27 protein-coding genes are annotated in these 24575 nt (G+C 61.8%); 16 read left to right on the forward strand and 11 right to left on the reverse strand.

The features are described 5' to 3' along the window. Positions 1-217 precede the first annotated feature (217 nt). Positions 218-1066: a choline/ethanolamine kinase family protein gene (locus QMK17_RS22170; protein ID WP_283511467.1), complete on the reverse strand. Its 849-nt coding sequence runs from the start codon at positions 1064-1066 to the stop codon at positions 218-220. Positions 1067-1073: 7 nt separating this feature from the next. After that, positions 1074-1523, reverse strand: a complete 450-nt coding sequence (locus QMK17_RS22175; protein ID WP_283511468.1) for an amidase family protein — start codon at positions 1521-1523, stop codon at positions 1074-1076. A 92-nt stretch (positions 1524-1615) separates the two neighbouring features. Here QMK17_RS22175 and QMK17_RS22180 point away from each other — a divergent pair, with 92 nt between their 5' ends. From QMK17_RS22180 to QMK17_RS22195, 4 genes are all read left to right on the forward strand, one after another. Next, complete coding sequence (locus QMK17_RS22180) at positions 1616-2167, forward strand: DUF3558 domain-containing protein (RefSeq protein WP_283511469.1); 552 nt, start codon at positions 1616-1618, stop codon at positions 2165-2167. A gap of 10 nt (positions 2168-2177) precedes the next feature. Beyond that, positions 2178-2558, forward strand: a complete 381-nt coding sequence (locus QMK17_RS22185) for a hypothetical protein (protein WP_283511470.1) — start codon at positions 2178-2180, stop codon at positions 2556-2558. Positions 2559-2706: 148 nt separating this feature from the next. After that, the gene (locus QMK17_RS22190; RefSeq protein ID WP_283511471.1) at positions 2707-3726 is read left to right on the forward strand and encodes a crotonase/enoyl-CoA hydratase family protein; all 1020 of its coding nucleotides are present in this window, start codon (positions 2707-2709) and stop codon (positions 3724-3726) included. A 51-nt stretch (positions 3727-3777) separates the two neighbouring features. Next, positions 3778-4674: a helix-turn-helix transcriptional regulator gene (locus tag QMK17_RS22195; protein ID WP_283511472.1), complete on the forward strand. Its 897-nt coding sequence runs from the start codon at positions 3778-3780 to the stop codon at positions 4672-4674. A 5-nt stretch (positions 4675-4679) separates the two neighbouring features. Here QMK17_RS22195 and QMK17_RS22200 read toward each other — a convergent pair whose 3' ends face one another. Further along, entirely contained in the window at positions 4680-5882 is a 1203-nt protein-coding gene (locus QMK17_RS22200) for an MFS transporter (protein ID WP_283511473.1), read from the reverse strand. Positions 5883-6294: 412 nt separating this feature from the next. Between QMK17_RS22200 and QMK17_RS22205 the strand changes: the two genes are divergently transcribed. Beyond that, a complete protein-coding gene (locus QMK17_RS22205; RefSeq protein WP_283511474.1) occupies positions 6295-6894 on the forward strand; it encodes an FKBP-type peptidyl-prolyl cis-trans isomerase in 600 nt (199 codons plus the stop codon). 170 nt (positions 6895-7064) lie between these two features. Then, positions 7065-8798, forward strand: coding sequence for a TerD family protein (locus QMK17_RS22210; protein WP_283511475.1), 1734 nt, complete (start codon positions 7065-7067; stop codon positions 8796-8798). 609 nt (positions 8799-9407) lie between these two features. Here QMK17_RS22210 and QMK17_RS22215 read toward each other — a convergent pair. Beyond that, entirely contained in the window at positions 9408-10373 is a 966-nt protein-coding gene (locus QMK17_RS22215) for an ERCC4 domain-containing protein (protein ID WP_283511476.1), read from the reverse strand. A 265-nt stretch (positions 10374-10638) separates the two neighbouring features. Between QMK17_RS22215 and QMK17_RS22220 the strand changes: the two genes are divergently transcribed. Together QMK17_RS22220 and QMK17_RS22225 are read left to right on the forward strand one after the other, a co-directional pair. Beyond that, positions 10639-11022, forward strand: coding sequence for a hypothetical protein (locus QMK17_RS22220; RefSeq protein WP_283511477.1), 384 nt, complete (start codon positions 10639-10641; stop codon positions 11020-11022). Between the two features lie 14 nt (positions 11023-11036). Beyond that, complete coding sequence (locus tag QMK17_RS22225; protein ID WP_283511478.1) at positions 11037-11417, forward strand: hypothetical protein; 381 nt, start codon at positions 11037-11039, stop codon at positions 11415-11417. A 225-nt stretch (positions 11418-11642) separates the two neighbouring features. On the opposite strand, the gene QMK17_RS22230 is transcribed toward QMK17_RS22225, so the two are convergent. The 3 genes from QMK17_RS22230 to QMK17_RS22240 form a co-directional block, all read right to left on the reverse strand. Continuing rightward, entirely contained in the window at positions 11643-11924 is a 282-nt protein-coding gene (locus QMK17_RS22230; protein WP_283511479.1) for a type II toxin-antitoxin system Phd/YefM family antitoxin, read from the reverse strand. A 101-nt stretch (positions 11925-12025) separates the two neighbouring features. Then, positions 12026-12418 carry a hypothetical protein gene (locus QMK17_RS22235; RefSeq protein ID WP_283511480.1) on the reverse strand — a complete coding sequence of 131 codons (393 nt, stop codon included), beginning with the start codon at positions 12416-12418 and terminating at the stop codon, positions 12026-12028. A gap of 270 nt (positions 12419-12688) precedes the next feature. Next, a complete protein-coding gene (locus QMK17_RS22240) occupies positions 12689-13027 on the reverse strand; it encodes a hypothetical protein (protein ID WP_283511481.1) in 339 nt (112 codons plus the stop codon). Positions 13028-13063: 36 nt separating this feature from the next. Between QMK17_RS22240 and QMK17_RS22245 the strand changes: the two genes are divergently transcribed. Continuing rightward, on the forward strand, positions 13064-13462 hold the full coding sequence (locus tag QMK17_RS22245; RefSeq protein WP_283511482.1) for a PPOX class F420-dependent oxidoreductase: 399 nt from the start codon (positions 13064-13066) through the stop codon (positions 13460-13462). Between the two features lies 1 nt (position 13463). Here QMK17_RS22245 and QMK17_RS22250 read toward each other — a convergent pair whose 3' ends face one another. The 3 genes from QMK17_RS22250 to QMK17_RS22260 all read right to left on the reverse strand — a co-directional run bounded on the left by QMK17_RS22250 (position 13464) and on the right by QMK17_RS22260 (position 16105). Further along, positions 13464-14039, reverse strand: a complete 576-nt coding sequence (locus QMK17_RS22250; RefSeq protein ID WP_283511483.1) for an AAA family ATPase — start codon at positions 14037-14039, stop codon at positions 13464-13466. After that, positions 14036-14407, reverse strand: coding sequence for a TA system antitoxin ParD family protein (locus QMK17_RS22255; RefSeq protein WP_283511484.1), 372 nt, complete (start codon positions 14405-14407; stop codon positions 14036-14038). The genes QMK17_RS22250 and QMK17_RS22255 overlap by 4 nt, the downstream gene beginning before the upstream one ends. A 72-nt stretch (positions 14408-14479) precedes the next feature. Further along, a complete protein-coding gene (locus QMK17_RS22260) occupies positions 14480-16105 on the reverse strand; it encodes a long-chain fatty acid--CoA ligase (protein WP_283511485.1) in 1626 nt (541 codons plus the stop codon). Between the two features lie 143 nt (positions 16106-16248). Here QMK17_RS22260 and QMK17_RS22265 point away from each other — a divergent pair, with 143 nt between their 5' ends. Next, a complete protein-coding gene (locus QMK17_RS22265) occupies positions 16249-16920 on the forward strand; it encodes a SanA/YdcF family protein (protein WP_283511486.1) in 672 nt (223 codons plus the stop codon). On the opposite strand, the gene aztA is transcribed toward QMK17_RS22265, so the two are convergent. Then, the gene (aztA, locus tag QMK17_RS22270; RefSeq protein ID WP_283511487.1) at positions 16877-17557 is read right to left on the reverse strand and encodes a zinc ABC transporter ATP-binding protein AztA; all 681 of its coding nucleotides are present in this window, start codon (positions 17555-17557) and stop codon (positions 16877-16879) included. The two genes, QMK17_RS22265 and aztA, sit on opposite strands and share 44 nt — an antisense overlap. A gap of 21 nt (positions 17558-17578) precedes the next feature. Between aztA and aztB the strand changes: the two genes are divergently transcribed. From aztB to QMK17_RS22300, 6 genes are all read left to right on the forward strand, one after another. Further along, the gene (aztB, locus tag QMK17_RS22275) at positions 17579-18451 is read left to right on the forward strand and encodes a zinc ABC transporter permease AztB (RefSeq protein WP_283511488.1); all 873 of its coding nucleotides are present in this window, start codon (positions 17579-17581) and stop codon (positions 18449-18451) included. Positions 18452-18599: 148 nt separating this feature from the next. Further along, positions 18600-19733 (forward strand): hypothetical protein, encoded by a 1134-nt coding sequence (locus QMK17_RS22280; protein WP_283511489.1) that lies wholly within the window; start codon positions 18600-18602, stop codon positions 19731-19733. Then, the gene (locus QMK17_RS22285) at positions 19730-20620 is read left to right on the forward strand and encodes a metal ABC transporter substrate-binding protein (RefSeq protein WP_283511490.1); all 891 of its coding nucleotides are present in this window, start codon (positions 19730-19732) and stop codon (positions 20618-20620) included. Before QMK17_RS22280 ends, QMK17_RS22285 begins: the two co-directional genes overlap by 4 nt. A gap of 139 nt (positions 20621-20759) precedes the next feature. Beyond that, positions 20760-21983, forward strand: a complete 1224-nt coding sequence (aztD, locus tag QMK17_RS22290) for a zinc metallochaperone AztD (RefSeq protein ID WP_283511491.1) — start codon at positions 20760-20762, stop codon at positions 21981-21983. A 181-nt stretch (positions 21984-22164) separates the two neighbouring features. Further along, positions 22165-23172: an AurF N-oxygenase family protein gene (locus QMK17_RS22295; RefSeq protein ID WP_283511492.1), complete on the forward strand. Its 1008-nt coding sequence runs from the start codon at positions 22165-22167 to the stop codon at positions 23170-23172. Between the two features lie 70 nt (positions 23173-23242). Then, positions 23243-24571 carry a plasmid pRiA4b ORF-3 family protein gene (locus QMK17_RS22300; RefSeq protein WP_283511493.1) on the forward strand — a complete coding sequence of 443 codons (1329 nt, stop codon included), beginning with the start codon at positions 23243-23245 and terminating at the stop codon, positions 24569-24571. Positions 24572-24575: the final 4 nt, after the last annotated feature.

Genomic DNA, 24575 nt, shown 5'->3' on the forward strand with positions numbered 1-24575 from the left:
TTTGCGCACGATGTCTTCAGCAGAGTTGCGCTTTCGTCCAGCCATGTTTCTCCGTCGTCCTATCCGCCCAGTTCACGGGCAACAAGACTCTAAAACAAAATGGCCCCGTTCACCGGGGACACGCCACCCCCGCCACCCAATATGCCCATCGCGGGTCCGCCATTATGATCCTCGCCCGCGCCAGCTTCCAGGACCCATATTTGTGGTAATCGAAGTTTCAGGCACCACTGAGCTTGTGGTTCACACACCCCCACAGGCCCCACTTCACGTCGGCGAGGAAACTGCACACCTGCACCCGGAGAACCATGTTCCATTCCGTCCGCCCGTAGAACTTCTCGATCAGCTCCATCGTCTGCTGCTCGATGTAGAACATCTCGGTGACCATGACAGCCAACTCGTAGGCCCGATCGTTGTTCGACGCGAACTCGTAATCCACCAACTTCATCGGCAGACCATCACCGATGAGGAGGTTGCCGGGCATCGGGTCGTTATGGCACGCAACCAGATCCAACCCCGACGCCAACATCGCAGCCTTCACCTGGCGATACTCGGCCAGGATCACCTCGGCGTCGCGCGGCAACCGCACACCGAGCTCGGCGACCTGCGCGAGGTGCTCGTCGATCATGTCGAACACTGTCTTCGTGACGCTGAGCTTGCTCCCCGAATGCAGCACCCGATATAGATCGATCATGCCCAGCGGAATCTCCGGGCGCTTCAGATCACCGTTGGTGCATGCCCGATAGCCCTTCAGGAACTCGATGACCTCGACGCCGGTCACCGGATCGAACTGCACCACCTCAGGCCCGATGTCCAAAGCACCCGCTCGTCGGGCAGCTTCGTTGGCGAGGGATCGGTCGATGAACGACTCGGTGCCGGCGCCGGACAGCTTCATGAAGTATCGCTTCGGTTTGCCTTCGACGGTGATGCGCCAGTTGCTGTTCATCAGCCCGCCGGGAACGGGGGAGTAGCTCATGGCCAGGCCCTCCCACTCAGGGACGGCAGCGAGTGCTTTCTCGACCTGGCGTTCTGGTTCGGTGCGGGCGGATCCGATTGCAATGTCATTCATGGTCACCTCAGATGTTCCGTAGTCGGTCGTCGAAATGGGGATCGCGCAAACCCGCTCGGGCACGCAGGAATTGCCAATCGGAGAACTTCGAATACTCGACGGTGCGGGTTATCGCCCCCGCCGAATGCATCGTCGACGGCGCGAGATGCGGAATGCGTCCTTGCGCCGGCTTCAACGCGACGAGCCCGCAGTGACCGGCGGGAAGCCGGGCTGATCCGGCGATATCGGAACCGACAGAACCGAATCCGATGCCCGACGCCGACGCCGACGCCGACGCACCGGAACTTGAGCCGCCGGTGTTGCGGCTGAGATCCCACGGGTTGTGCGTGATCCCGTACAGCGAGCTGACGCCCGCGGCCATCATGCCCATGTGGGGCATCGTGGTCCTGCCGAGAATGACGGCCCTGGCTTCTTCGGCCGCGCGCCTGCGTGGTCGACGAAGGTCCATTGCGTCCATGTCGACTGTCCGCGCAGCTCGTGTGAGGGGTGTGTAACTCTTGAAAGTTCGGTTCGAGCGGAACCGATCGGTCCGTGGGTGCGTCTAATCTGTTGACTGAGCTGATGGAGGGGGTTCCTGTGCGGAAAGCGGTGGTGGCGGTGATCGCTGCAACGGCGCTGGTCGGGGGGTGTGGGGGTGAGAGTGGTTCTGCTCAGCCGACGGCGGAGCGGTGGGATCCGTGCAGCATTCCTGCGGATGCGATCGAGAGGACGGGGCTGGATCCGCACTTCGTGAAACCGGGTTTGGGCGAAGGAATTGGCTTGCCGGATTGGGATGTGTGCAGGTTTCAAGGTCCGAGCGCGGCGCCAACCTACTTCGTCAACGTGACTTCGTCTGATATTCACACGATCGACGATGCTCGGAACAATCCCACGTACACGAGCGGGTTCGATTTGACGATCGGTGACCGCGACGCTTTTCGCTTCTACACGACGGCGACCGAACCCGGACGGGACTGCAACGTCGCAATCAGCGTGCGTACAGGTGTTGTGGTCTTTGGTGTCGACTTCAAGGGAGGAATTGAGCCGACCAGAGATCCCTGTGATCTCGTACTTCAGCACGCCGAAGATCTTGAAAATGTACTTCCGGGCAACGAGAAGTAGGTACGAAGCAATGGGCAATCCAGAAGTCCCGATGACATATTGGCAGTCACTTGCGGCTGCGGCCGACCGAGGGGAACTATTCCTCGACCCAGAGGTGGCGGCGATCTGCAGCAAGTCATGTACGAACTACGTAGCGAAACTTCAGGAATCGATCGCGAGCGCAAAACTTTTGGCTGGTATCGATGGGTGGGGCGAGTTCCAATCCGGACAGGCGCTTCGCGAGATATACGCAAAGAAGGCCGTCGGGGGCGAGAACAATATGGTCGACGTCCTGCAGAGCCACATCGATGTAGTGACAGAGATGCAGGCTGTTTTCAAGAAGTTCTTCGTCGACACCACCGTGACGGATGTGGGCACTGCCGCCGATATCGGGCAACAGATTCCGAAGTAGTTAACGAACAGATGACCGGTTTTCCGACTTCGACACCATCCGACACCACGCCCTCGTATCGTCGGCGATATGGCGCTCGTATCGCAGGGGTCGCTGGCGGAACCACGCGTACCTCTAGCCGTCCCGGTCTATCTGAAAGGCTTTACCGTTGAACGAGCATGACGATCACCGTGGTAGCCGACCCGCAGCGTGGTACGAAGGGTTGACCGAAGGCCCGGATTCGCCGTTCACCGATCGGCCACAGCAAGATCCTGCAGTCCAATACCGCACTCTGACTTACGAGGTCACCGACCGGGTCGCGCGAGTCACCTTCAACCGCCCCGAACGCGGCAACGCGATCACCGCCGACACCCCGACCGAGTTGGCCGCAGTGGTGGAGCGAGCCGACCTGGACCCCCGAGTCCACGTGATCCTCGTGTCGGGGCGCGGCAAAGGCTTCTGCGGCGGCTACGACCTGTCAATCTTCGCTGAGAACCTCAACGACGCGGGCGTGGATCCAACCGCCGGAACAACCGTGGACCCTCAGGTTCAGGCAAGCAACCACAATCCGGCCGGCACATGGGATCCGATGATCGACTACCAGATGATGAGCCGATTCAATCGAGGCTTTGCCAGTCTGCTGTATGCCAACAAACCGACCGTGGCCAAGGTGCACGGTTTTGCCGTCGCGGGCGGCACCGACATTGCCCTGTACGCCGACCAGATCATCTGCGCCGACGACACCAAGATCGGCTATCCGCCCACCCGGGTCTGGGGCATCCCCGCCGCAGGCATGTGGGCGCACCGCCTCGGCGATCAACGCGCCAAACGGCTTCTGTTCACCGGTGACTGTCTGAGTGGAAAGCAAGCCGAGCAGTGGGGTCTGGCTGTCGAATCGTGGCCAGCGGAGGAACTCGACGCGCGCACCGAAGCTCTCGTCGAGCGCATCGCGCGGATGCCGATCAATCAGCTGATGATGGCCAAGCTCGCCCTCAACAGCGCACTACTGGCTCAGGGCGTCGCCAATTCTGGCATGGTCAGTACCGTTTTCGACGGCATCTCTCGGCACACCCGCGAGGGCTACGCTTTCCAGCAACGTTCGGCCACAGTCGGTTTCCGTGAAGCAGTCCGCGAACGCGACGAACCCTACGGCGACTGGAAGCGTGCCCAGTTCGACAAAAACACCTAGACGACGCGGTTGCGGCGCTGCGTCGACGGCGGAATATTGCCGGAGGCATCGGTGCTGAACGCGAATGTGCATGGGATTTCGGATCGCGACCACGTGGGCGATGCCCTCGACCGAGCTTTGGGAGCACTGGAATGGGATCTGCAGGCGTCGCGGCGCAGCACGTTAGCCGCCCACGAACAGCTGGACACCATCGGGGAGGGCCCAGGGTTCTTGTACATCCTGAACGGAATGGCCGAGATTCGCACTGGTGCGATGTCCACCGATGTGGCCGAAGGTGACTTCCTGCTCTTCTCGCATGGCATTCGGCGACAGATCCGCGCCCGCACCGACATCGAGCTGATCAACGTGACGTTCGCCCCGCCTGCCCGGAAGCGACCCGCGGTGGAGACATTGCCCGACGCCATGGTGGTGCGGCAGTTCGATGAGCGCGAGCCGGCCATGGTCGGTCTCATCGAGAGTATGGCGTGTGGCCCGGCCCTCGCCTCGAAATTCACGCGGGCAGGTGATGGCGTGATCTGCAGCCGAATTGCTGTCACGATCGTGTCGGCTGCCGTCCGTGCCTGGTCCGAGCTCGGATGCGCCCCTGAGCGTTGGCGGCAACGGGTGATTGATCCTCACCTGGTTCACGCGCTCGACGCTCTTCACGCTGACCTGCGCCGCCCATGGACTGTGGAAAGCCTCGCACGGGTAGCTGCGATGTCGCGTTCGGGTTTTGCCGAGAGATTCCGTGCCGCGATGGGGCAGTCACCCGCCGCATACCTGACCGCCGTGCGCATGGATGCAGCCGCCGATCTGTTGATTCGTGAGCACGCGAGCGTGGCCGAGGTGGCGCGCCGTCTGGGGTACGAGTCCGAGGCCGGTTTCAGTCGGGCGTTTCGGCGTCACATCGGGTCGACGCCCAGTCGGTGGCGACTGGGCGTCGCCGCGCCCGTCCAAACCGCTGTCTGAGCCGATCACCGCGCGACGACGAGCGGCGAATCCGCTCGACCTCTGACCAGGCCGAACATAAGCCCGCCGACCAAGCTTGAGATCGCTGCGAAGATCAATGCCAACTCGATGCCCCCGCTGTCGACCAACAGGCCCCCGAGGCCTGCTCCCAGAGTGATCGCGAGTTGGAATCCCGCCACCAGAAGGCCGCCCCCGGCCTCCATCTGGTCGGGTGCGTTGCGCCCCATCCAGGTCGCGGCGACGATCAGCCACGCCCCGAACGCGAAACCCCATATTCCGACGGCGAAAATCACGAGCCACGTCTGACTGGGGAAGGCAGCGAGGCCGGCGATCCCTGCAGCAATCAGGGTTGGAACTAGAAGACGCATGGTTTGCAGGTGGTTGTCCACGAGGAGGCCGATCAGCAGATTGCCCGCGAAACCGCCGATGCCGAAGACCGCCAGCACCACGGCAACGCCCCCCGCGTCGAGGTCCGGAACGCGATCCAATGCGGCCCGGACATAGGTGAAGGCAACGAAATGCCCGAGAACGGTGAGCACGTGGCCCGTCAGCGCCACCCGCGTTCCGCCAATAGTCAGGGTCGTGCGCAAGGCTTCGAGACCTGTGGCCGCGGCTGGCGCGACTGGAGGCAGGGCCAAGAACACGAGGACCGCAACGGCGAGGGTGAGAGCTGCAACGCCTATGAACACTGCGCGCCAGCTGGACAGCGAACCCAGATAGATTCCGAGCGGCACTCCGGCGACCGTGGCGAGCGTCGTGCCGGTGTTGACCAACATCAGGGCGCGGCCGAGGTGGTGCGGTGCTGCAAGTCGGGCGGCGACGGCGATGGACATGGCCCAGAAGCCGCCGATGGCCGCACCCAGCAAGAGTCGCGCAACCAGGAGGACTGCCAGGTTGGGCGACATCGCCACCAGGACGTTGGATACCGCTGCCGAAATCGCCAACGCGCCGAGTAAGGTCCGACGATCCATCCGGGGGAACAGCATCCCGATCGTGGGAGCTGTCACGAACCCGATCAACGCCGTGGCTGTGACCGCTTGCCCGGCTTGCCCTTCGGTGATCCCAAGTGACGCTGCCATCGAAGGAAGCAGACTCGGTGGAAGGAATTCGGCAACGACGAGCACGAAACTCGTGGCCGTCATCGCGAGGATCGCACCCCACGACGTACGCGAGGGTGCGGCTGTCTCAGTGGTGTTGTCGATGGACATGTTGTCAGTCTTACGGGCGCAGATCTGATTCGGGTGATCGATCGTCCAGGGCACCCGACCATTCGTCTACTTCCTTGCCACCGATCCTGCGATACGTACATCTCGAAGCTCCAGATACGTCAGGGTGAGGCTAGGCGGTTGGCAACGGTGGAAGGTTGGGGCGAGTTTGACTCCGGCAAGGCGCTCCAAAAGCTCTACGCAGACAAGGCAGTTGGAGGCGACAACAACATGGTGGATGTACTGCAGAGCCATATCGATGTCGTCCGCCTGATGCAAGCAGTCTTCATGAAGTTCTTCGTCATACCGGTGCTACTGATGACAGCAACGCCACCGACCTCAGTAAACAGGCCCCCGGTCGATAGTCGACCGCCCGTTTTGGAACCCCCGGCGGTCCGTAGGTACCGTTGCCGTCGTGAACTCAACTCGCGTGCCTTGGTCAGGCCTAGTCGCAGCCGGTGCTGCCTCCATCGTTCTTCTCGCTGGGTGCAGTTCCAATTCGGACACGTCGGCCACCCCGTCTGCCGCTCCATCCGCATCTACCGCTGCCGCCACCTCGTGTCCCACAGCAGCGCCAGACGCGACAGGCACACCGGAGGCGACGTTCGCAGGATCCACAGGCAACGCGTCGGTCACCGGTTCCACGGATTCGTCGGCGCCGCTGGTCGATGTCGAAGCACCGTTCAGTGTCACCGAGACGCAGGTCCAGACACTGACGGCCGGGGACGGTCCTGTCGTCGCGGACGACGCGGAGGTGTCGGTCTGCTACATGGGCGTCAACGGCCGAGACGGGTCGGTCTTCGACAACAGTTACGAGCGCGGTGCCCCCGTCGATTTCCCATTGACTGGAGTCGTACCGGGCTTCCAGAAAGCAATCGCCGGACAGAAGGTTGGATCAACGGTCGCCGTCGCCATGAACTCCGCGGACGGGTACCCCAACGGGCAACCGCGTGCCGGCATCGAGGCAGGCGACAGCCTTGTTTTCGCAATCAAGATTCTCGACGTCACTGGCTGAGCAACAGCGCGGGTATCCACAAGCCACAGATGCAGGCTTCATTCACTTGAATGAAGCGTTGTGATCGAGGCGATGACACTCGCAGTTCCGCCAGCCCCGCAGCCGCCGCTGATGCATAGTGAACCTAACAAGATGCGGCGTTGTGAAAGTGGGAATTCGTGCGGAGTGGCGTGCTTGTCGACGATCGCTGGGTCGTCGTTGATGTCGAAACGTCCGGACTCAAAGCCAGCCGAGACCGGGTGCTCAGTGTCGCGGCGCTGACTCTCGACGAGCACGGTCGAGTCGGACGTGAGCTGTCGACGCTCGTCAACCCGGGGTGCGATCCAGGACCGGTGCACATCCACAAGTTGACCCGCGAACGACTGGCCGGCGCACCCACGTTCGACGCCATTGCACCGCGGCTGATGGAGTTGCTCGACGGCCGGACGATGGTTGCGCACAACGCGAGCTTCGATCACAGCTTCCTGCGATTGGAAGCGATGCGTGCGGGTGTGGAGATGCCCACGACGCATCGGCTGTGCACCGTCGCGCTGTCCCGGCGACTTCAACTCGATCTTCCGAATCACAAGCTCTCGACGTTGGCGTCGCACTGGAAAGTGCTGCAGGCCAACGCGCATGACGCCTACGATGACGCCCGAGTGTTAGCTCAGGTATTCACGCACAGCTCGCGCCTCGCTCGATCGCTGGATTTGCCCCTCCCCGTGGTCAGGTGCACCGAGCGGCTGTCGCTATACCCGGATTCGGTACCGCGCACCGAGTGCGGCTGGGAGAACCCCGGTCGGCTCGAGTTCGACGCGCCTCTGGTGCAGGGCATGCGCGTCGTCATCAGCGGTGACACCCGACTGCCGCGGTTGAAGCTTGCTGCGGCATTCACCGCCGCGGGGCTCGACGTGATGAACTCGGTGAGCCGATACACGAGTCTCGTTGTCTGCTCGAATCTCTCGTCGAATTCGGCAAAGGTTCGACGGGCAAGGACTCATGGTCTTCGGGTCGTCACCGAATCGCACGCCATCGACTTGCTGGACTCGGTACGGGCGGGAACGTTGAAGGGAGGCCGTCCCGCCGTCGCCGTCAAGCCGGTTCGTGCGCCGATACAGACCGTCGTGATCAAGCCATGGCACGACCGTCGAGTACTCGTGATGGGCGGCTCGCACGCGGAGTCCGTCCTGATGAGGTCACGGTTGATCCAGTTGGGAGCCACACCGGCAGTAAACCTCAGCGCCGGTGTCACCGATGTGCTGGTTCTGTCCGACGGCGAGGGCGACCCGAGGATGCCGCGTGTCGTCGATCGAGGTCTGTCGTTGCTGACGCCCGTGCTGATCGACGGAGCGCTGAATATCGAGCAACCGGTGACCGCGCGGCCTGTGCGTCGTGCCATTCCGCCGCTGGTACCGCGCGGAGGGGCCGTGGACCTGGATCCGACGACTACATCGTTGTCGGTCAACAGTTCGTGGCATGCGCGGGACTTCGATCCGATTAACGTCGATGTCGTGGCGTTCCTGCTGAACTCGGACGAATTGGTCATCAGTGACGAGGATTTCGTGTTCTACAACGCGCCGTCGACTTCGGACGGTGCTGTCGCATTGACCATCGACGGTGACAGCGAGCAGGGGATTAGGATCGACCTGAGTGTGATCCCGCATGACTGCAGCAGGATCGTCGTTGCTGCGGCCATCGAAGGTGACAGGACATTCGGCGATATCGGCGCAGTGTCGATCGCGCTCGATGGTAGCGAATCCTCCATCGCCACATCTGTTCTCGATGCTGCGACGACAGAACGGACCCTCCTCCTCGCTGAGATCTACCGTCGGGGTCCGGGTTGGCGATTCCGCGCCATCGGTCAGGGCTATGACGACGGGCTTGGCGAACTCGCCGTTCGCTACGGTGTGGAGGTAGACGACTGACGGAGGCACGAAACGACGGCCCAGCCTGTGCCTCCGATGTCGCATCGCCGCCGTGCCGAGATGATTGACGCTGCTCACGGCCGCTGAAGGAAGATGCTGCCGACCGCGGCGTCAGCTGCTAGTAGATCGAAATCCGTGGGATCGATCGTTCGCACCTTCCTGAGACCAAGCCACCGGCGGAACTGTTGGTCGTTATGCCGAGGATCGCTGCGACGTCCAAATGATACGCCCAGCCCATCAGAAGCCGGAGTCCTCGAAGGGCGTCATATTCTCGCCGTCCACGCATCGTGCCCCCAGGGCGGTGCGGATCAAAGGAATGAATGGTGTCGAGTGTGATCAGATGCTCGCCGTCGCCGAGTGGCCGCAGCAGTGAGCCGTTCGTGACAGTATGCTTGGCGCGCGAGTCCCGGCCGATTTCGGCGATAAATTCGGTGGGAACATGGGTGGTCGCATCCCCTTGCAGTCCCCGACAGGAATTGGTGGAGGTGTGCGTTTTTCCAACCGAAAGCGGACTGAAGAACATCGTGCACCGGCACCATGTCGTCGGCTGTCAGTTCACGATCGAAGGCTGTGTTGTCGATGAGAAAACCTGGCAGCACTTTTGAAGTTCTATCGGTCCTCGTGCTCGGCGTCGAACTTCTCCCGTATTTCGCGCGAGATCGCACCTCGATCAGCGACGGCGTAGCCCTGAGCCCGTGCCCAGGTACGAACTTCGCTGTTCGACGGGCCCGATCGTACTGGCTTCTTCGATGGCAGGGCGAATGCGCTTTTCATCGCGTCGGCGTCCTCGGAGACCCACACCATCGCGGCCGCGAGATAGCGGAAGGTCCACTCCTCGGCGAGTTTTCGAGTCTGGGCAAAGACAATGGGAACCGACGGATACCGGACTTGTAACTCGGCGAGTCCATCGGCAGCATCTTTCGCTGTCACGAACTTCGAAGACAGTACAGTCGAGTACTGGTCCTCGATGACAACCGCGGCACGCGGGAGGGCGGCGAGATCGGCCATGGCGTAGCGCAGCCGGCCTGATGTCATGCTAGACAACAGATCTGCCGAAGTCTTCCGCTCGACGGAAGCGACGATTTTCCCCTCGTAGGCAACGGCATAATCTCCACACGGCAGAGCCTGTTTGGTAGTGCACGCGCGCTGTTGGGTGAAGCTGTACGCGTAGCGCTCGTGGGCGTCGACGATGATTTCGAGATCCGAGATTCCCGAAGCCTTCGACCGTGACACCGCGGTCTTCGGCTTCGATTGGGTCCGCGTTCGGGGTGACTGCCAGAACACCATGTCTCGACCGCGAGCGGTGGTGAAGACGATTTGCGAACGGTTTTCGCGGCTGCGGTTCGCGACGATGTCGATGGCGGCGCCCCGACGCTCGCACACCCGCAATTCGATTCGCTCCACGATTTCGGCATTGTCGGGCCATTCGCTGTCGGGCACGGGGTGGCAGTACACGGCGCTGGTTCGTGGCCATACGTCTCGCGCGCGCAGTAACGGCACTCCCGCGATCGGAATGCGGACGAGGTACGGCAGCGAGGAATCCGTGTCCGGATTCTTGGCGATCACGAGCTCCACCGGGCTGATCCTGCCACGCATGCTGCGGCCACGGACGATGTGCCACTCGAGAAGTTCGGGTTGGAGTGGAACCGATTCGTTCGGGGATGCGTCTAATCTGTTGACTGAGCTGACGGAGGGGGTTCCTGTGCGGAAAGCGATAGTGGCGGTAGTTGCCGCATCGGCGCTGGTCGGAGGGTGTGGTGGGGAGTCTGGTACTGCTCAGCCGGCGGCGGCGCGGTGGGATCCGTGCAGTATTCCTCGGGAGTCCATCAAGGAGACGGGGTTGGATCCTGAGCCAGCGGAGAGCGGTTGGGGAGACGGGATAGTTGTAGGGGATTGGTTGCGCTGCGTCTTCCGAAGCCCGGATCCCGATCTCACTTACTTCCTCAATGTGAAGTCGTCATTGATACACACGATAGTCGAGGCCCGTGAGAACCCCAGCAATTTACAGGGTGAGGACTTGAGAATCGGTGCGCATGATGCATTCCGCTACAAAACAAGTGTGGCCAAATCAGTGGTTGATTGTAATGTCGCCGTCGAACTTGATCCGGGGTTGATCGTGTTTACCGTCAACTTCATGGAAGACAGCATGGATGAGCAACTGCCTTGTGATATCGCCTTGGCTCATACTTCGGAGCTTGAATCTGCCCTACCGATTACCGCATGAAGTGGAGACAATGAATGGTGTACCCATCAAGCCCGCTCACGTACTGGCAGTCATTGGCTGTCGCCGCTGATCGAGGGCAACTTTTCCTGAATTCGGAGGCTGCCGCCGCCTGCAATAAAGCGTGCGAGGACTACATCGATAAGCTGAAGCTGTCCAAGAACAAGGCTGGTGACTTGGCGAACGCAGACGGCTGGGGTGAGTTCGAATCTGGTAAGCAAATTCGGAAGCTATTCTCGGAGAAAGCTATTGGCGGAAAGAACAACATGGTCGACGTGCTTCAGAGTCACATCGACGTCGTGGAGCAAATGCAGGCAGTCTTCAGGAAGTTCTTTGTCCTCACCTATGCGACCGATAGCGACAACGCTTCGGACCTCCAGCAACATGGGCCGAATTGAGTTCGGCACGAGGCAAGAGTGTTTACGCGGCCGTTCAGTTGGAATCGAGGCGACAGCGCTCCAAGCGTGGAGATCGATTGACTTGGTGCACCGGATCGTCAAGATCGACCTGACCCACAGAAGCGGCCTCCGTCGCGCGAGCGCAGGCCGTTGGAAGCTGCGTTCGGTGGGCTCGGCGGTTGATGGAATCGGCAGGCTGGTGTGGCGAATGCCTGGGTGAGAAAGCTAGTCTTCGTCAGCTATCAACTGATGCTCGCCAACTTGGCCCAGCCGCACCTGTTCGAGAGACTCGAATAGCCGCTGTGCATTGGTTGGGCTGGAAAGTACGTGAAGTGTCTCCATCGTCGACCGATATTCAGCCGCGGACATCAGAACCAGGTCGCCCGCCGTGGACTCGATGACAACCGGCCTGGACACACTGTGGATCTTCGTCGACAGTTCCTCGAACCGCGCAAACGCTTCGTCTGCGCCAATAGCAGTCGGGTAGGTATCTCGCCAGTCGTCCATCTGTTCAACTCATTTCTGTCTACCGGTCACTTGGGGTGGCCACGCAATGAACTTGCTGTCGTCGGCGCCGTATCTGTGGAGAAGCTGTGAAGTACGTGTGTTCACCCCTGGAACGGATACTGCTGATTCGCTTGCTGCGCAGCCGGATACCCCTGCGCCGGGAAGTGACCATGCGTCCCGAACTGGTGACCGTTGAGATATGCCTGATTCTGCGCCTCCGCGCTGGCGATGAGTCGCTGCTGTTCCTGACGAGCAAGTTCCTGACGCCTCTCGTGCGACCGGTACGCGCGCACTCCGAGCCAGACCGCTCCAACGACGAGCAGAATCCACCAATTGTTCGCGATGAACCCGAGCCCGAACAGCACCAGGATGGCGGTGAGGATCGGATGCCGGCGGGGCCACGAGCGACGCGGAACGACATAGCCGACGTTGGTGGTCTGGTGAATGTTGATGGTGCCGTAGTTGGGGCTGTTGTAGAACTGGTTGCTGCTCATGGCGGGCTCTTCTCGGGGGCGATGGTCAGGTGTTGAGCAGTGTGCCAGAGGGGTACGACATGGTCGGTCGGTTTTGGAACCGAACAGCGATGACTTGCGTACGACCACCGACTCTTGGTGCTGTTGGGAATCGGCACCTTGTCTCTCGCCGTCCTGGCGATCGCGTTCGGACTCGCGGCTGGTGCCCCCTCACCCCTCGGGCGGCACGGATCGAGCTGGGAACCGAGGCAGCGGCAACGCGGCTGATGGCGATTCGCAGCTAGCGGCAGCTCACGAGCGGTCGAGATAGAACTCCGCGATTTCCGTGGCGACGGCAGCCATGGCGTCGGCGAGATCGGGTTCCATGTCGAGTTCCGCGGCCAGTTCGGCGCCTCGCAGGCCGCGGGTGCGCAGGAGCTCCCAGGCCTGTTCGACGGCCCGTACCGATGTCGCGAAATCGAGCTCCGGTCGGTTGGACCGCAGAGCCGTCGCCGCCCAGTCGGCGTCGAACGTTCCGCGCGGCGGACCGAACACGCGCTCGCCGGACGAATAGCTCCTGGGATCCATCCCGTGGCTTTCGGCATCCATCCCGTGGCTTTCGGCGTCCATCCCGTGGCTTTGTGCATCCATACTCGCCGATAGTAAGCGTCACGTAGTTTGACACCGGTGACGTCCACTTCCGATACACCGTTCCTGGCCCTCGGCGACGAGGCCTTCGTCTCGCTCACCACGTTCCGCCGATCAGGGGACCCGGTGTCGACGCCGGTATGGATCGCCCGTGACGGTGACGAACTCGTTGTCATCACCCCGGACGACAGTGGCAAGGTCAAGCGGATCCGCAATTCGGGCCGCGTCGAACTCCGTCCCTGCAGTCGCCGAGGGAAGGTGCCCGACGACGCCGTCGCGGTGCCGGCATCGGCATCGATCGTCGCCGGTGATCAGCACGCCACAGACGTCATCAAGAAGCAGTACGGCGTCGAATTCCGTGTCGTGAAGTTCGTCGAATTGCTGATTGCCCGGCGTCGGAAACCGCGGGTGATACTGCGGATTCACGCGGATCGATAGTTCACGAGCGGAGATCTGACGGCATCCACTTCGGCCATTCGGCGTGCCCGATCAGTTGTCCACGATCGAAGCGAGCGACGGTACGGAACGGAGTCTTCGCACTCGAGTTGTCGTAGACCTGAGCGCGATCCACCATCTCGATGGCCGAGCGAATCAGGCCCCACAGCCGGTCGTATCGTTCGCGAACTTTCGCCTCGGGCACCGCGTGGCCACCCAGGTGAACGCGGTTGGCAACTCGTGCGACGGCTAGCTCCACCGGTATGGCGACGACGTGCAACGTCACCAGATAGCCCGAGCCGACGGCTGATTCGACAAGGCTCAACTTCGATTCGTGGGAGAAGACGGTCTCGGTCACGAAGGACTGCTGCGCCGCAAGCAATTCTGCTCGCTGATCAGCAGCTGCGCGTGATGCATCGTACGCATGTGCCGACTCGTCACCTGGCCAACGAGCATGAGCGATCTCGTCTGCATTCACGAACGGTAAGTGGGTGCCCGCGCCGAGCACGCGCGCGTAGAACGTGCTCTTACCGGCGCCGTTGGGTCCAGCGAGCAGGTGCAGGACCGGGTCGGAACTCATTGCCGAAGGTGGTCCGATTCAGGGTTGACGTGCTTCACATTGCCGTCTTCGTCGGCCTCGACGTATGGCCGTCCCTCGGCTGCGAACTCACTTTCGAAGTCCAGCGACTCCGTCAGCGATTCGATCCTTTCCGACCATTCGGCGCGAACGACTGCTTGTCCCCGCACCGGCAGCGCGTCGTAGCTCTGTCTACCGGCCAGCACATCCGATATATCGCGCGCGGACAGGTGGTGCGAGGATTCGATCTCGCGCCCGAGTAATGCCCAGTGCGCTACCTGCTGGGCGGCGCTCCGGCTGGCGACGGTACCTGCAAGTTTGGCGGCGGCGAACAAGTCGTCGTCGATGCGTAAGGACGATGTGGTTCCCATGGTGATCTCCGATCCGCTTCGCGGTGCACCACCACTGTAGCAATCTGCCACAGATCACGCCCGAGCGTCTGCCTAGCCGAGTTCGACCACCTCGAGTGCTCCGTCCGCGTGGTTACTGCGCAGCCGCTTCTTGTCGTACTTGCCGACACTCGTCTTGGGGACCTCGTCGAGGAACGTCCACCGCTCGGGGAGCTGCCAGTGCGCGACGCGGGAGGTCAAGAACTCACGCAACTCCTCGGCGGTCACCGTTGCGCCGTCGCGTACCACCACGGCAACGAGGGGCCGCTCGTCCCACTTCGTGTCGGGCACGCCAATGACAGCAGCCTCGCGGACCGCGGGATGCTCCATCACGTGGTTCTCCAGTTCGACGGACGAGATCCACTCGCCTCCGGACTTGATGATGTCCTTGGAGCGGTCCGTCAGTCGCAGATATCCGCCGGGGGAGATGGTGCCGACGTCACCCGTCCGCAGCCAACCGTCGTCGAACTTGTCCGGTGCATCGACCCGGTAGTAACTGCCGGTGACCCACGGGCCACGAACTTCGAGTTCGCCGACCTGCACACCGTCCCACGGCAATTCCTTACCGGCATCGTCGACGAGACGGGCACGGACTGCAGCCACGAATCTTCCTTGCGTGCAGCGTAGATCGAATTCGTCCTCGGGGGAAAGTCCCACATCCGGACGGCCTGACGTTCCCAGTGGGGACGTCTCGGTCATTCCCCAAGCCTGAGAGATGTGCACACCGTACTTCTCGTGGAACTCACGCAGCAGACTCGGGGGGCACGCGCTTCCGCCCACCACCACGTCGCGCAAGGACGACAGGTCCACTGGATGTTCGGCGAGGTGCACGAGCAGCGCTTGCCAGATGGTGGGGACCGCGGCTGCTGCTGTCGGCTTCAAAGTTGCGATCATCTCGGCGAGGGGAGCCGGCTGCAGATACTTGTCCGGCATGATCAGCGACGCACCGACCATCAGGGCCGCGTAGGGCAATCCCCAGGACATGGCATGGAACATCGGGACGATCGCGAGGACCTTGTCGGACTGGGAGAGGGCGATGGCGTCGGTCATGCAGGCCTGCATGGAATGCAGCCAGATCGAGCGATGAGAGTAGACGACGCCCTTCGGGTCTCCGGTGGTACCGGAGGTGTAACACATTGCTGCAGCTGATCGTTCGTCGAGCTCGGGCCAGTCGAACTGCTCTGGATTGCCGGCGAGCAACTCCTCGTAGTTCAACACATCGATGTGCTCCGGTGCCGTGACAGCCGAAGGATCGGCTCCGACAACAACGAGATGGCGCACCGTCGTCATCGTGGGCAGTAGGGGAGTGAGCAACGGCAGCAGACTCGCATCGGCGATGATGACGCGGTCCTCGGCGTGCTCGGCGATGTAGGTGAGCTGCTCCGGGAACAGCCGGATGTTGAGGGTGTGGAGCACCGCGCCCATGGCGGGCACTGCCATGTAGGCCTCCATGTGCGCCGAGTTGTTCCACATGAAGGTGGCAACCCGCTGGTCGTCGTCGATGCCCAGCGAACGGAGACCGTGTGCGAGTTGTGCTGCTCGCTTGCCTAATTCGTCGAACGTCACCGTCGTTGGTCCGTTGTCACCCCAGGTGGTGATCTCTGCGGTGGGGTGAATTGTCGTCCCGAACCGGACCAGCTGTCCGATGGACATCGGGGTGTCCTGCATCGTGCTCTTCATGTATCCGCTGCTCCTCGGTTCTCGGCGCGACACCGCTGTCCTGTGCCGTGAATCACAGTATCCACAGTACGGACTCCGTTCGGGGCGGATCACTCCAGTATCCTTAGGCTCGGACACTTTTTATCGGCGAGGAACGGACTGCAATGAGCTCGTCGGGTGGCAGTAAACTGCGGCGCAGGATCTTTCGTTTCGTTGGTTCTGCAATCGCGGTCGTTCTAGCGGTTGTCCTCGGATCGGCGGGGTGGATTGCATACGCATCGTTCGGTCGCGTCCACGACGCCGCGGACTCACCTGTTGCACCGGTGGTCATCGTTCTCGGTTCTCAGGTTCGCGACGGCAAGCCGATGAAGTACCTGTCCGGCCGATTGGATGCGGCAATCGCGGTTCTGGAGTCCGGGCGCGCGAAGGCAGTGCTGGTATCGGGTGATGCGAACGGCAAGTCCGGCAACGAGATAGCCGCAATGACCAACTACCTGGTCGACGCCGGAATCGACCCCGCGAAGATCGTCGGCGACGATTATGGCCTCGACACCTACGACACCTGCCACCGCGCGGCGACAACATTCGGTGTCTCGAAGGCGCTCGTGGTGAGTCAGGGATTGCACGTGTCTCGGGCCGTGGCGCTGTGCCGCGACGCCGGCGTCGATGCCCAGGGCGTGGATGCGGAGTGCGAGTGCAACTGGCTTGCGGTCGCCCGCAACTACGGGCGTGAGTGGTTGGCCCGGCCCAAGGCGATTCTGGATCTGTGGTCGGGTCGGGAACCAGCAGTTGTCACTCCGCCGGACGACTCGCTGACGACAGCGTCCGTGAGCTGACCGACAGAATTTCCCCGCGGCCGAGCGAGATCGTCGTATTCGCCCGTCTCGCGTCGTCCACATCATGAGTGGCAAGGATGACGACGGCGCCACGTGCGGCCTCGTCGTCGATGACGGTGTTGATGATCTCGCGGGCTTCGGCGTCGAGACCCGTCGTCGGCTCGTCGAGGAGGACGAGATCGCCGTTCTCTACGAGGGCCTGCGCCAACAGGGTTCGTTGACGCTGACCGCCCGACAGCATCGCCAGTCTGCGCGATCGCAGTTCGGTGAGCTGCAACCGTTCGATCGCTTCACGGATGGCACGTGTGTCCGACGCGCTGGCTCGGCCCAGGATTCCGCGCCTCGGCCAGGTGCCCATTGCGACAACGTCGCCGACGGTGAGTGCCATCCGATCGTTGACGTCGCTGCGTTGCGGGACGTAGCTGACTCGTCGCTTGCCGGTATGGATCGTGCCCGAGGTGGGCTTGATGACGCCTGCAAGTGTCTGCAGGAGAGTCGATTTGCCGGATCCGTTGTGCCCGACGAGTGCGGTGACGGTACGTGGCTCGAAACTTGCGTCGATGTTGGAAAGTGCGACGGTTGATCCGTACGTAACGGACAAGGACGACACCGACACCAATTCGCTCACGACAACCATTATCGCATAGTGTTCTGCGTCGTGGACTGGCTACTCGACCCCTTCGCTGTGTCGTTCGTGCAACGCGCCCTCGGGGCAGGCATGCTCGTATCGATACTGTGCGCGCTCGTCGGAACTTGGGTTGTATTGCGCGGCATGGCATTTTTCAGCGAAGCCGTGTCGCATGGAATGCTGCCCGGTGTCGCAATCGCGTACCTGTTCAGTGCGAATCTGCTCGTCGGCGCCGCCGTCAGCGCGATCGTCATGATCGGGGGAGTGGCGTGGATATCGCGGAATTCCTCGCTGTCGGAGGACACCGGAATAGGGTTGTTGTTCGTCGGGATGCTGGCCCTCGGAGTGGTGATCGTCTCGCGGGCGCGATCGTTCGCGGTGGATCTGACGGCCTTCCTTTTCGGTGATGTGCTCTCGGCCTCCTACGGCGATCTGACGTTCCTTGCGGTGGCAGCGTCCGTCGCCCTTGTGATTTCCACAGTTGCGTACCGGCCGTTCGTGGCTATGGTGTTCGATGCGCGTAAGGCGCAGACGTTCGGCTTCCGCCCCAGGCTTGCGCATCTTCTGCTGCTGGCGTTGGTGGTGCTCGCGGTGGTGGCGTCGTTCCGAATCGTAGGGACCCTGCTGGTCTTCGGGTTGCTGGTGGCACCGTCGGCCACTGCCTACCTGTTCGAGAAGTCGATTGCGCCGTCGATGGTGATCGCCACGCTGTTCGGGTGGTCGGCTGTGGTGGTCGGACTGCTGGTCTCCTGGCATGCGAACACCGCGGCGGGTGCGACGATCGCTGGGCTGGCGGTGCTGCAGTTCTTCGTTGTAGCGGGGATCAAATCTGCTCGGGAGTTGGTTCGGGGGCGGACATTGGGTGACCGAATGAGGCCTTCGCTCCGCGTTGGGACCGAATGAGGCCCTCGCGCACTCTGAGTGCCCGGCTGTGACATTCGGTCCGCCGGGGGACCGAATGACGCATTCGGTCACCCGGGTTGGGGCGAACTTTTAACACTGTTTACTATAACGACAATCGTTATCATTCCTGATTGGGGAGCTCTTTCTCGTGCGTACATGGATTCTCGCTGCCGGCATGGTCGCGCTGACGGTCGCTGGCTGTAGCAGTGAACAATCGGCCGAACCGGAGGCCGGGGCAGCACGCCCCGGCAGCGACCTTGCCGCGGAGGCAGGCTCGACCGAAGTGGAAGGTCCGCATCCCCGCCTCGTGGTCGCCGACGCCGACTCCGGTCGCATCGAGGTCATCGACCTTGCGACCGAGGGCACCGTCGGGACGTTCGAGCTCGACAATCCGACCAGCCTGACCACTGTCAACGGACGCTATATCGTCGCTGCCGATGATCAGCATGCGCACATCCTCGACCCGGGGTCATGGTCGATCGATCACGGCGACCACTCGCATTCCTACGTCAAGGAACCTGTCGCCATCGGCACCCTCGAAGGGGACGGGCCCGCGCAAGTCACCGCGGGCGATCGTAAGGTCGCCGTGCCCTTCGATGGACGCACGGACATCGTCGACTTCGATTCCCTGAGTGCCGGAAATGCCGACATCGCAACGACGATCGACCGCGAAGGTGCTGTAGTCCCCATCAAGGATCAGTTCGTCGCTGTGGGAGACACACTCGAACTTCTCGACAGCGAAGGCGAATCCGTCCGGACACTCGACGGGTCCTGCCCCGAGGTGCAAGGCAAGGCAGTGTTCTCCAGCTACTTCCTCGTTGCGTGCGCGGATGGAGCGCTGAAGGTCGACGGCACCGACTTCACGACCGCGAAGTTCCCGTACCCGGTGACCCGCGCCCTGTCGCTCGATCAAGGCTCAGGCACACTCGTCACGGCTCCGACCGCTACCGGCATCCTGGTGCTCGACACCAGGTCAGGGGAGTGGGTGGAGGCGAAGACATCGGATGCGGCTGTGTCGTCGGGTATTTCGAGCGACGGCAAAACTGCGTTCTCGCTCCAGGCCGACGGAACCTTCCGAACGTTCGACGCGGCGACGGGTGCGCAGCTGTCGTCGACCCCGGTGGGGGCGGGGTCCAGCATCGAGGTCGCCGGCACCCGGGCCTACGTCGCCGATTCGACGGCCAGGACAGTAGTAGAAATCGACTTTTCCGACGGCGGACGCATCGCGCGGACGCTCGACCTCGACTTCGCCCCCGGTTCGATCGGCGTGGTGGGAGCGTGAAGAAAATTGTGCTCCTGGCACTTCCGTTGTTGGCGATTCTCGCCGGATGTTCCGCCGCGGACTCGTCGGGCAAGCCGACGATCGTGGTGACCACCAACATCTTGGGTGATATCACGTCGAACATCGTCGGCGATCAGGCCGAGGTGATGGTGTTGATGCCGGTCGACTCGGATCCGCATTCGTTCGATATTTCTGCATCCGAGGCAGCTCGTGTGGAATCGGCAGACCTGCTGATCTCCAACGGGCTCGGGTTGGAGGAAGGCGTCGCCGAGACCATCGATGCCGCCCGATCCGAGGGGATCGAGATCGTCGAGGCGGGTTCGGTCGCCAATCCCATCCAGTATGTTTCCGGGCAGTCTGCAGGGGCAGCAGATCCGCACATCTGGACCGACCCCGAGCGGATGCGTAGCGTGGTCGCGCTGATTCGGGATGCGGTGAACACTATCGACGACGTGAACGTCGATGCGGATGCCGCAGACTACGACGCGAAATTGATCGATCTGGATGAGCGCATGGCGGAGCGGTTTTCGGCGATTGCTCCAAGTCAACGCAAGCTCGTCACCAACCATCACGTCTTCGGTTACTTGGCCGATCGGTACGGTTTCGCGGTGATCGGCGCAGTCATCCCGAGCGGCACGACGCTGGCATCGCCGAGTGCGTCCGACCTGTCGGAGTTGGCCTCCGCCGTCACCGACGCGGGCGTGCGCGCAATCTTCGTCGACTCTTCGCAACCCGACCGATTGGCGCAGGTCATGGCGTCGGAAGCTGGTGTTCCGGTGGATGTGGTGAAGCTGTTCACCGAGTCTCTGGGTGGCGAGGATTCCGGGGCGTCGACGTATCTGGACATGATGGATTTCAACAGTGAGGCGATTTCGGCTGGCCTGTAGTCCGTACCCGTGAGTGCAAAGTGCCCCTGTGGTGTTACAAAGCACTCACGGGCGCGAAGCGCAAATGCGTTGTGAGACATGCATTTGTGCGCACAAGAGGCTTTGACAGGCGTTTACTGGTCCCTGTACTTCTTTGGGTATGAACACCACTCGCTCGTATCGAAAGTTCGGCGCCGCTGTTGCGTTGGGCACTTCGGTTGCCCTTCTGGCTGCTTGCTCGTCCGAATCGTCAGCAGACGCAACCACCGAAACCTCACCTGCTCAGATCAATTCGACGGCCACCCCGAGGCTCGCCGTCAGCTATGACGGTGGCGTCGTCATCCTTGATGCCGCTACCCTCGAGACCGTCGACGACGTCACTGGAATCGACGGCTTCACGCGGCTGAACCCGGCAGGCGATGGCCGGCACGTACTTGTCAGCGGCTCGGCAGCGTTCTCCGCGCTCGACGTCGGAACCTGGACCGAAGGCTCGCAGTTCTACACCAGCACGCCCGCGTTGACGGATGTGAAGTTCGGCGCCACCGCGCCGGGGCACGTTGTGCGCCACGACGGCAAGACGGTGTTGTTCGACGACGGCACCGGCCTGGTCCAGACGTTCGAATCTGCGGCACTGCTCGATGGCAGAAAGCCCGAAACGGTGGACTACACCACACCCGAGGCCCACCACGGCGTCGCAGTGGAACTCTCCAACGGCTCCCTACTGACCACCGTCGGCAACGAAGACGAGCGCACCGGCGTCGTCGTACTCGACGAGGATCGCAAGGAAATCGCACGCAACGAGCAGTGCCCCGGCGTCCACGGTGAAGCGGTAGCGGCAAACGAGACCGTTGTCGTGGGGTGTGAAGACGGCGTGCTGATCTACCGCGACGGCGCGATCACCAAGGTTCAGAGCCCGGATGCATACGGACGCATTGGAAATCAGGCAGGCGACGAGGACTCGACCATCCTCCTCGGCGACTACAAGGTCGACCCGGATGCCGAGCTCGAGCGTCCCACGCGGGTCTCGCTCATCGACACTGCCACTAACCAGCTTTCGCTCGTCGACCTCGGAACCAGCTACACATTCCGTTCACTCGGCCGCGGACCTGCAGGTGAAGCGATCGTGCTCGGTACTGACGGTGCGTTGCATGTGATCGACGTGAACACCAAGGCAGTCACCAAGACGATCTCCGTCGTCGACGCCTGGGAAGAGTCCGTCGAATGGCAGGAGCCGCGTCCGGCGCTGTTCGTGCAGGACGGTACCGCCTACGTGTCCGACCCGGCCAAGGATGCAATCCACGCCGTGGATCTGGCGACAGGAACCATCTCGGCCACTGGCGAACTCGACCACACTCCGAACGAGCTCACCGGGGTCACCGGATAGCCGCAGTCGCTCTTTGCCCGGTTGCAGCGACTGTTTGCTGCAACCGGGCTTCATGGTTCTGTGTGTACTTCCCAAGCCCGCGAATTGTGTGTAACTTGAATTACCAGCAACGTCGCTTGTTTTTGTGGGTGTGCACCGTTGACCACGGTGAGTCCCGCGGATCGGAAGAGGTGAGGAACACATGGTTACAGTTACGCGCGGAAAACGGCCGCGGTCAGCCGATACCCGGCTGCCGGTCGAGGCCTATCGCGAGATGCTCAGCGTCTTGTCCGAAGGCTCGGTGGCCCGAAACTTCGACCCTTACCTCGACATCGACTGGGACAGCGAAGAATTTCAGATGTTCCCCGACGATCCCCGCTGGGTGCTTCCCGACTATCACCCGCTCGGCGGTACAGACTGGTACCAAAGCTTGCCGTTGGAGCGAAAAATCAAGGTGGGGCACCACCTTTCGATCAATGCGGTCAAGGTTGGTGCAGCGTTCGAGAGCATCCTGATTCGCGGGATGATGCAGTTCATCATGGCGATGCCCAACAACTCGCTCGAGTTTCGCTACTGCCTCCACGAGATCACCGAGGAGTGCAACCACATCCAGATGTTCCAGGAGTTGGTGAACCGATCAGGTGCCGACGTTCCTGGCATGCGCAAAGATTTCCGGCTCGCGTCACCGGTGATGGGGATGCTGGGCGCGTCGCTTCCCGTCATCTTCTTCGTCGGTATCCTCGCAGGTGAGGAGCCGATCGACCATTGGCAGAAGGAAGTCATCCGCCAGGGAAAAGATGTTCCGCCCGCGATGCTACGGACGATGGAGATCCACATCGCCGAGGAAGCACGGCACATTTCGTTCGCGCACCACTTCCTGCGTCAGCATTACCCGAATCTTGGCCGTGTGAGCAAGTGGCTCGTGTCGGTGTCGACGCCGATGGTGATGCGCTGGCTTGCCGGGGTGATCATGGCGCCGTCGCGGAAGTTGTCCGCAGACTTGGGGATCCCACGCGAGATCGTGAAGGAAGCGTACTGGGACGGAGCGGTCGGGCGCGAGCAGCTGGCGTCGTACTTCGGTGACGTGCGCATGCTTGCAACGGAACTGGGCATGATGAACCGGTCGTCGACCTATCTGTGGAAGCGGCTTCGGATCGACGGTGCGGTGTCGCGGTTCCGTGGTGAACCGGATCGATCGGTCCGCCTCTGATTATCTCAATGTCGAGTAATTGGATCGGGCCACGCCGGCAACGATGACAAGGCTGACTACTCTGTCAAAGATGACGGCCACACCCAGTAAGGCTGCGCACGCTCGCGTCGGCGAATCGATGACCATCAGGGTCACTCTGGATGCGGTCCGACCGCTGGTGTGGAGGCAACTCGACATCAGATCCGATCTGATGTTGCCCGATCTGCACGCGCTGATACAAGACGCGATGGGCTGGCAGAACCGTCATCTGCACATGTTTTTCACCGGCAAGGACCCCTATGGTGAGGGGCAGCGCTACGAGATGCGCGAGTCCCTCGAAGAAGACGACGATGGATCCGGGATCGTCGAGGACGGCGTTGCCGTCGGAGACCTACTCACTGCCGTCGGTGACAGTCTTGGCTATGAGTACGACTTCGGCGACGGCTGGAGCCATCGGGTGGAGGTGCAGTCGATCGGTGGTGACGTGCCCGAGAGTGCATGCACCGGAGGAGAACGAGCCTGTCCGCCCGAGGATTGCGGTGGACCACACGGGTATGCGGAGCTACTGAAAGCAATTTCGGATCCGCACCACTGCGAGTACCAACAATACCGTGAGTGGCTTGGACCGTTCGATGCCGAGAAGTTCGACCTTTCGGATGCAAACGCGCGAATCGACGCTCGGAGAGGCGGAATCGAACTGTCCGTGCGCGTCACTGCGCAGTGGCCGAAGCTGAGTCCGCTCTTCTCTCGTGCGCCGCTCGAGTATCACCGGAAATTGGCAATGATGCTCGGTTCCGTTGAATTCAACAGTGAAGCAATCGATCCCACGGTCGCGACGGTGGCGATGGAAAAGTTGTCGTGGTTCTTGGCTCGTGTAGGCGCGGAGGGCCTGACATTGACTGCTGCCGGCTACCTTTCGCCAAAAGATGTGACCGCCATTCGCGACGAACTGAACTGGGGACGCGAATGGATCGGCAACTCGTCGCGAGAGGTCGACAACCAGCCAGTGCACTGGCTTCGATGGTCAGCCAAAGCACTCGGTCTCGTCAGAATCCTGAAAGGGAAGCTCCTTCTGACCCGTGACGGCAAGAATCTCGTCGACGATCCAGTAGGTCTGTGGAAGCGAGCTACCTCTCGTATGCCGTTGTCGAATCAAGAGTTCGAGGCTGATGCCGGGCTACTGCTGCTGGTATCGGTCGCCGCCGGATCCGATCCGATCGAGCGTAATTCGATGATGATGGAGTCGATGGAGTTGGCCGGCTGGAGCGTCCCCGTGCGCGAGACAGGCCTCATGCAGTACACCGCCAGACCTACATTGGACTTCCTCACGCTCATCGGCGCATTGACGTGGTCGATCGGGAGTGCAGATGTTAACCCGGACTGGGGACGGACCTTCGCCGCCCACAGCCTCATCCGATAACCTC

The organism is Rhodococcus sp. G-MC3 (assembly GCF_030063335.1).
Classification (GTDB): domain Bacteria; phylum Actinomycetota; class Actinomycetes; order Mycobacteriales; family Mycobacteriaceae; genus Rhodococcoides.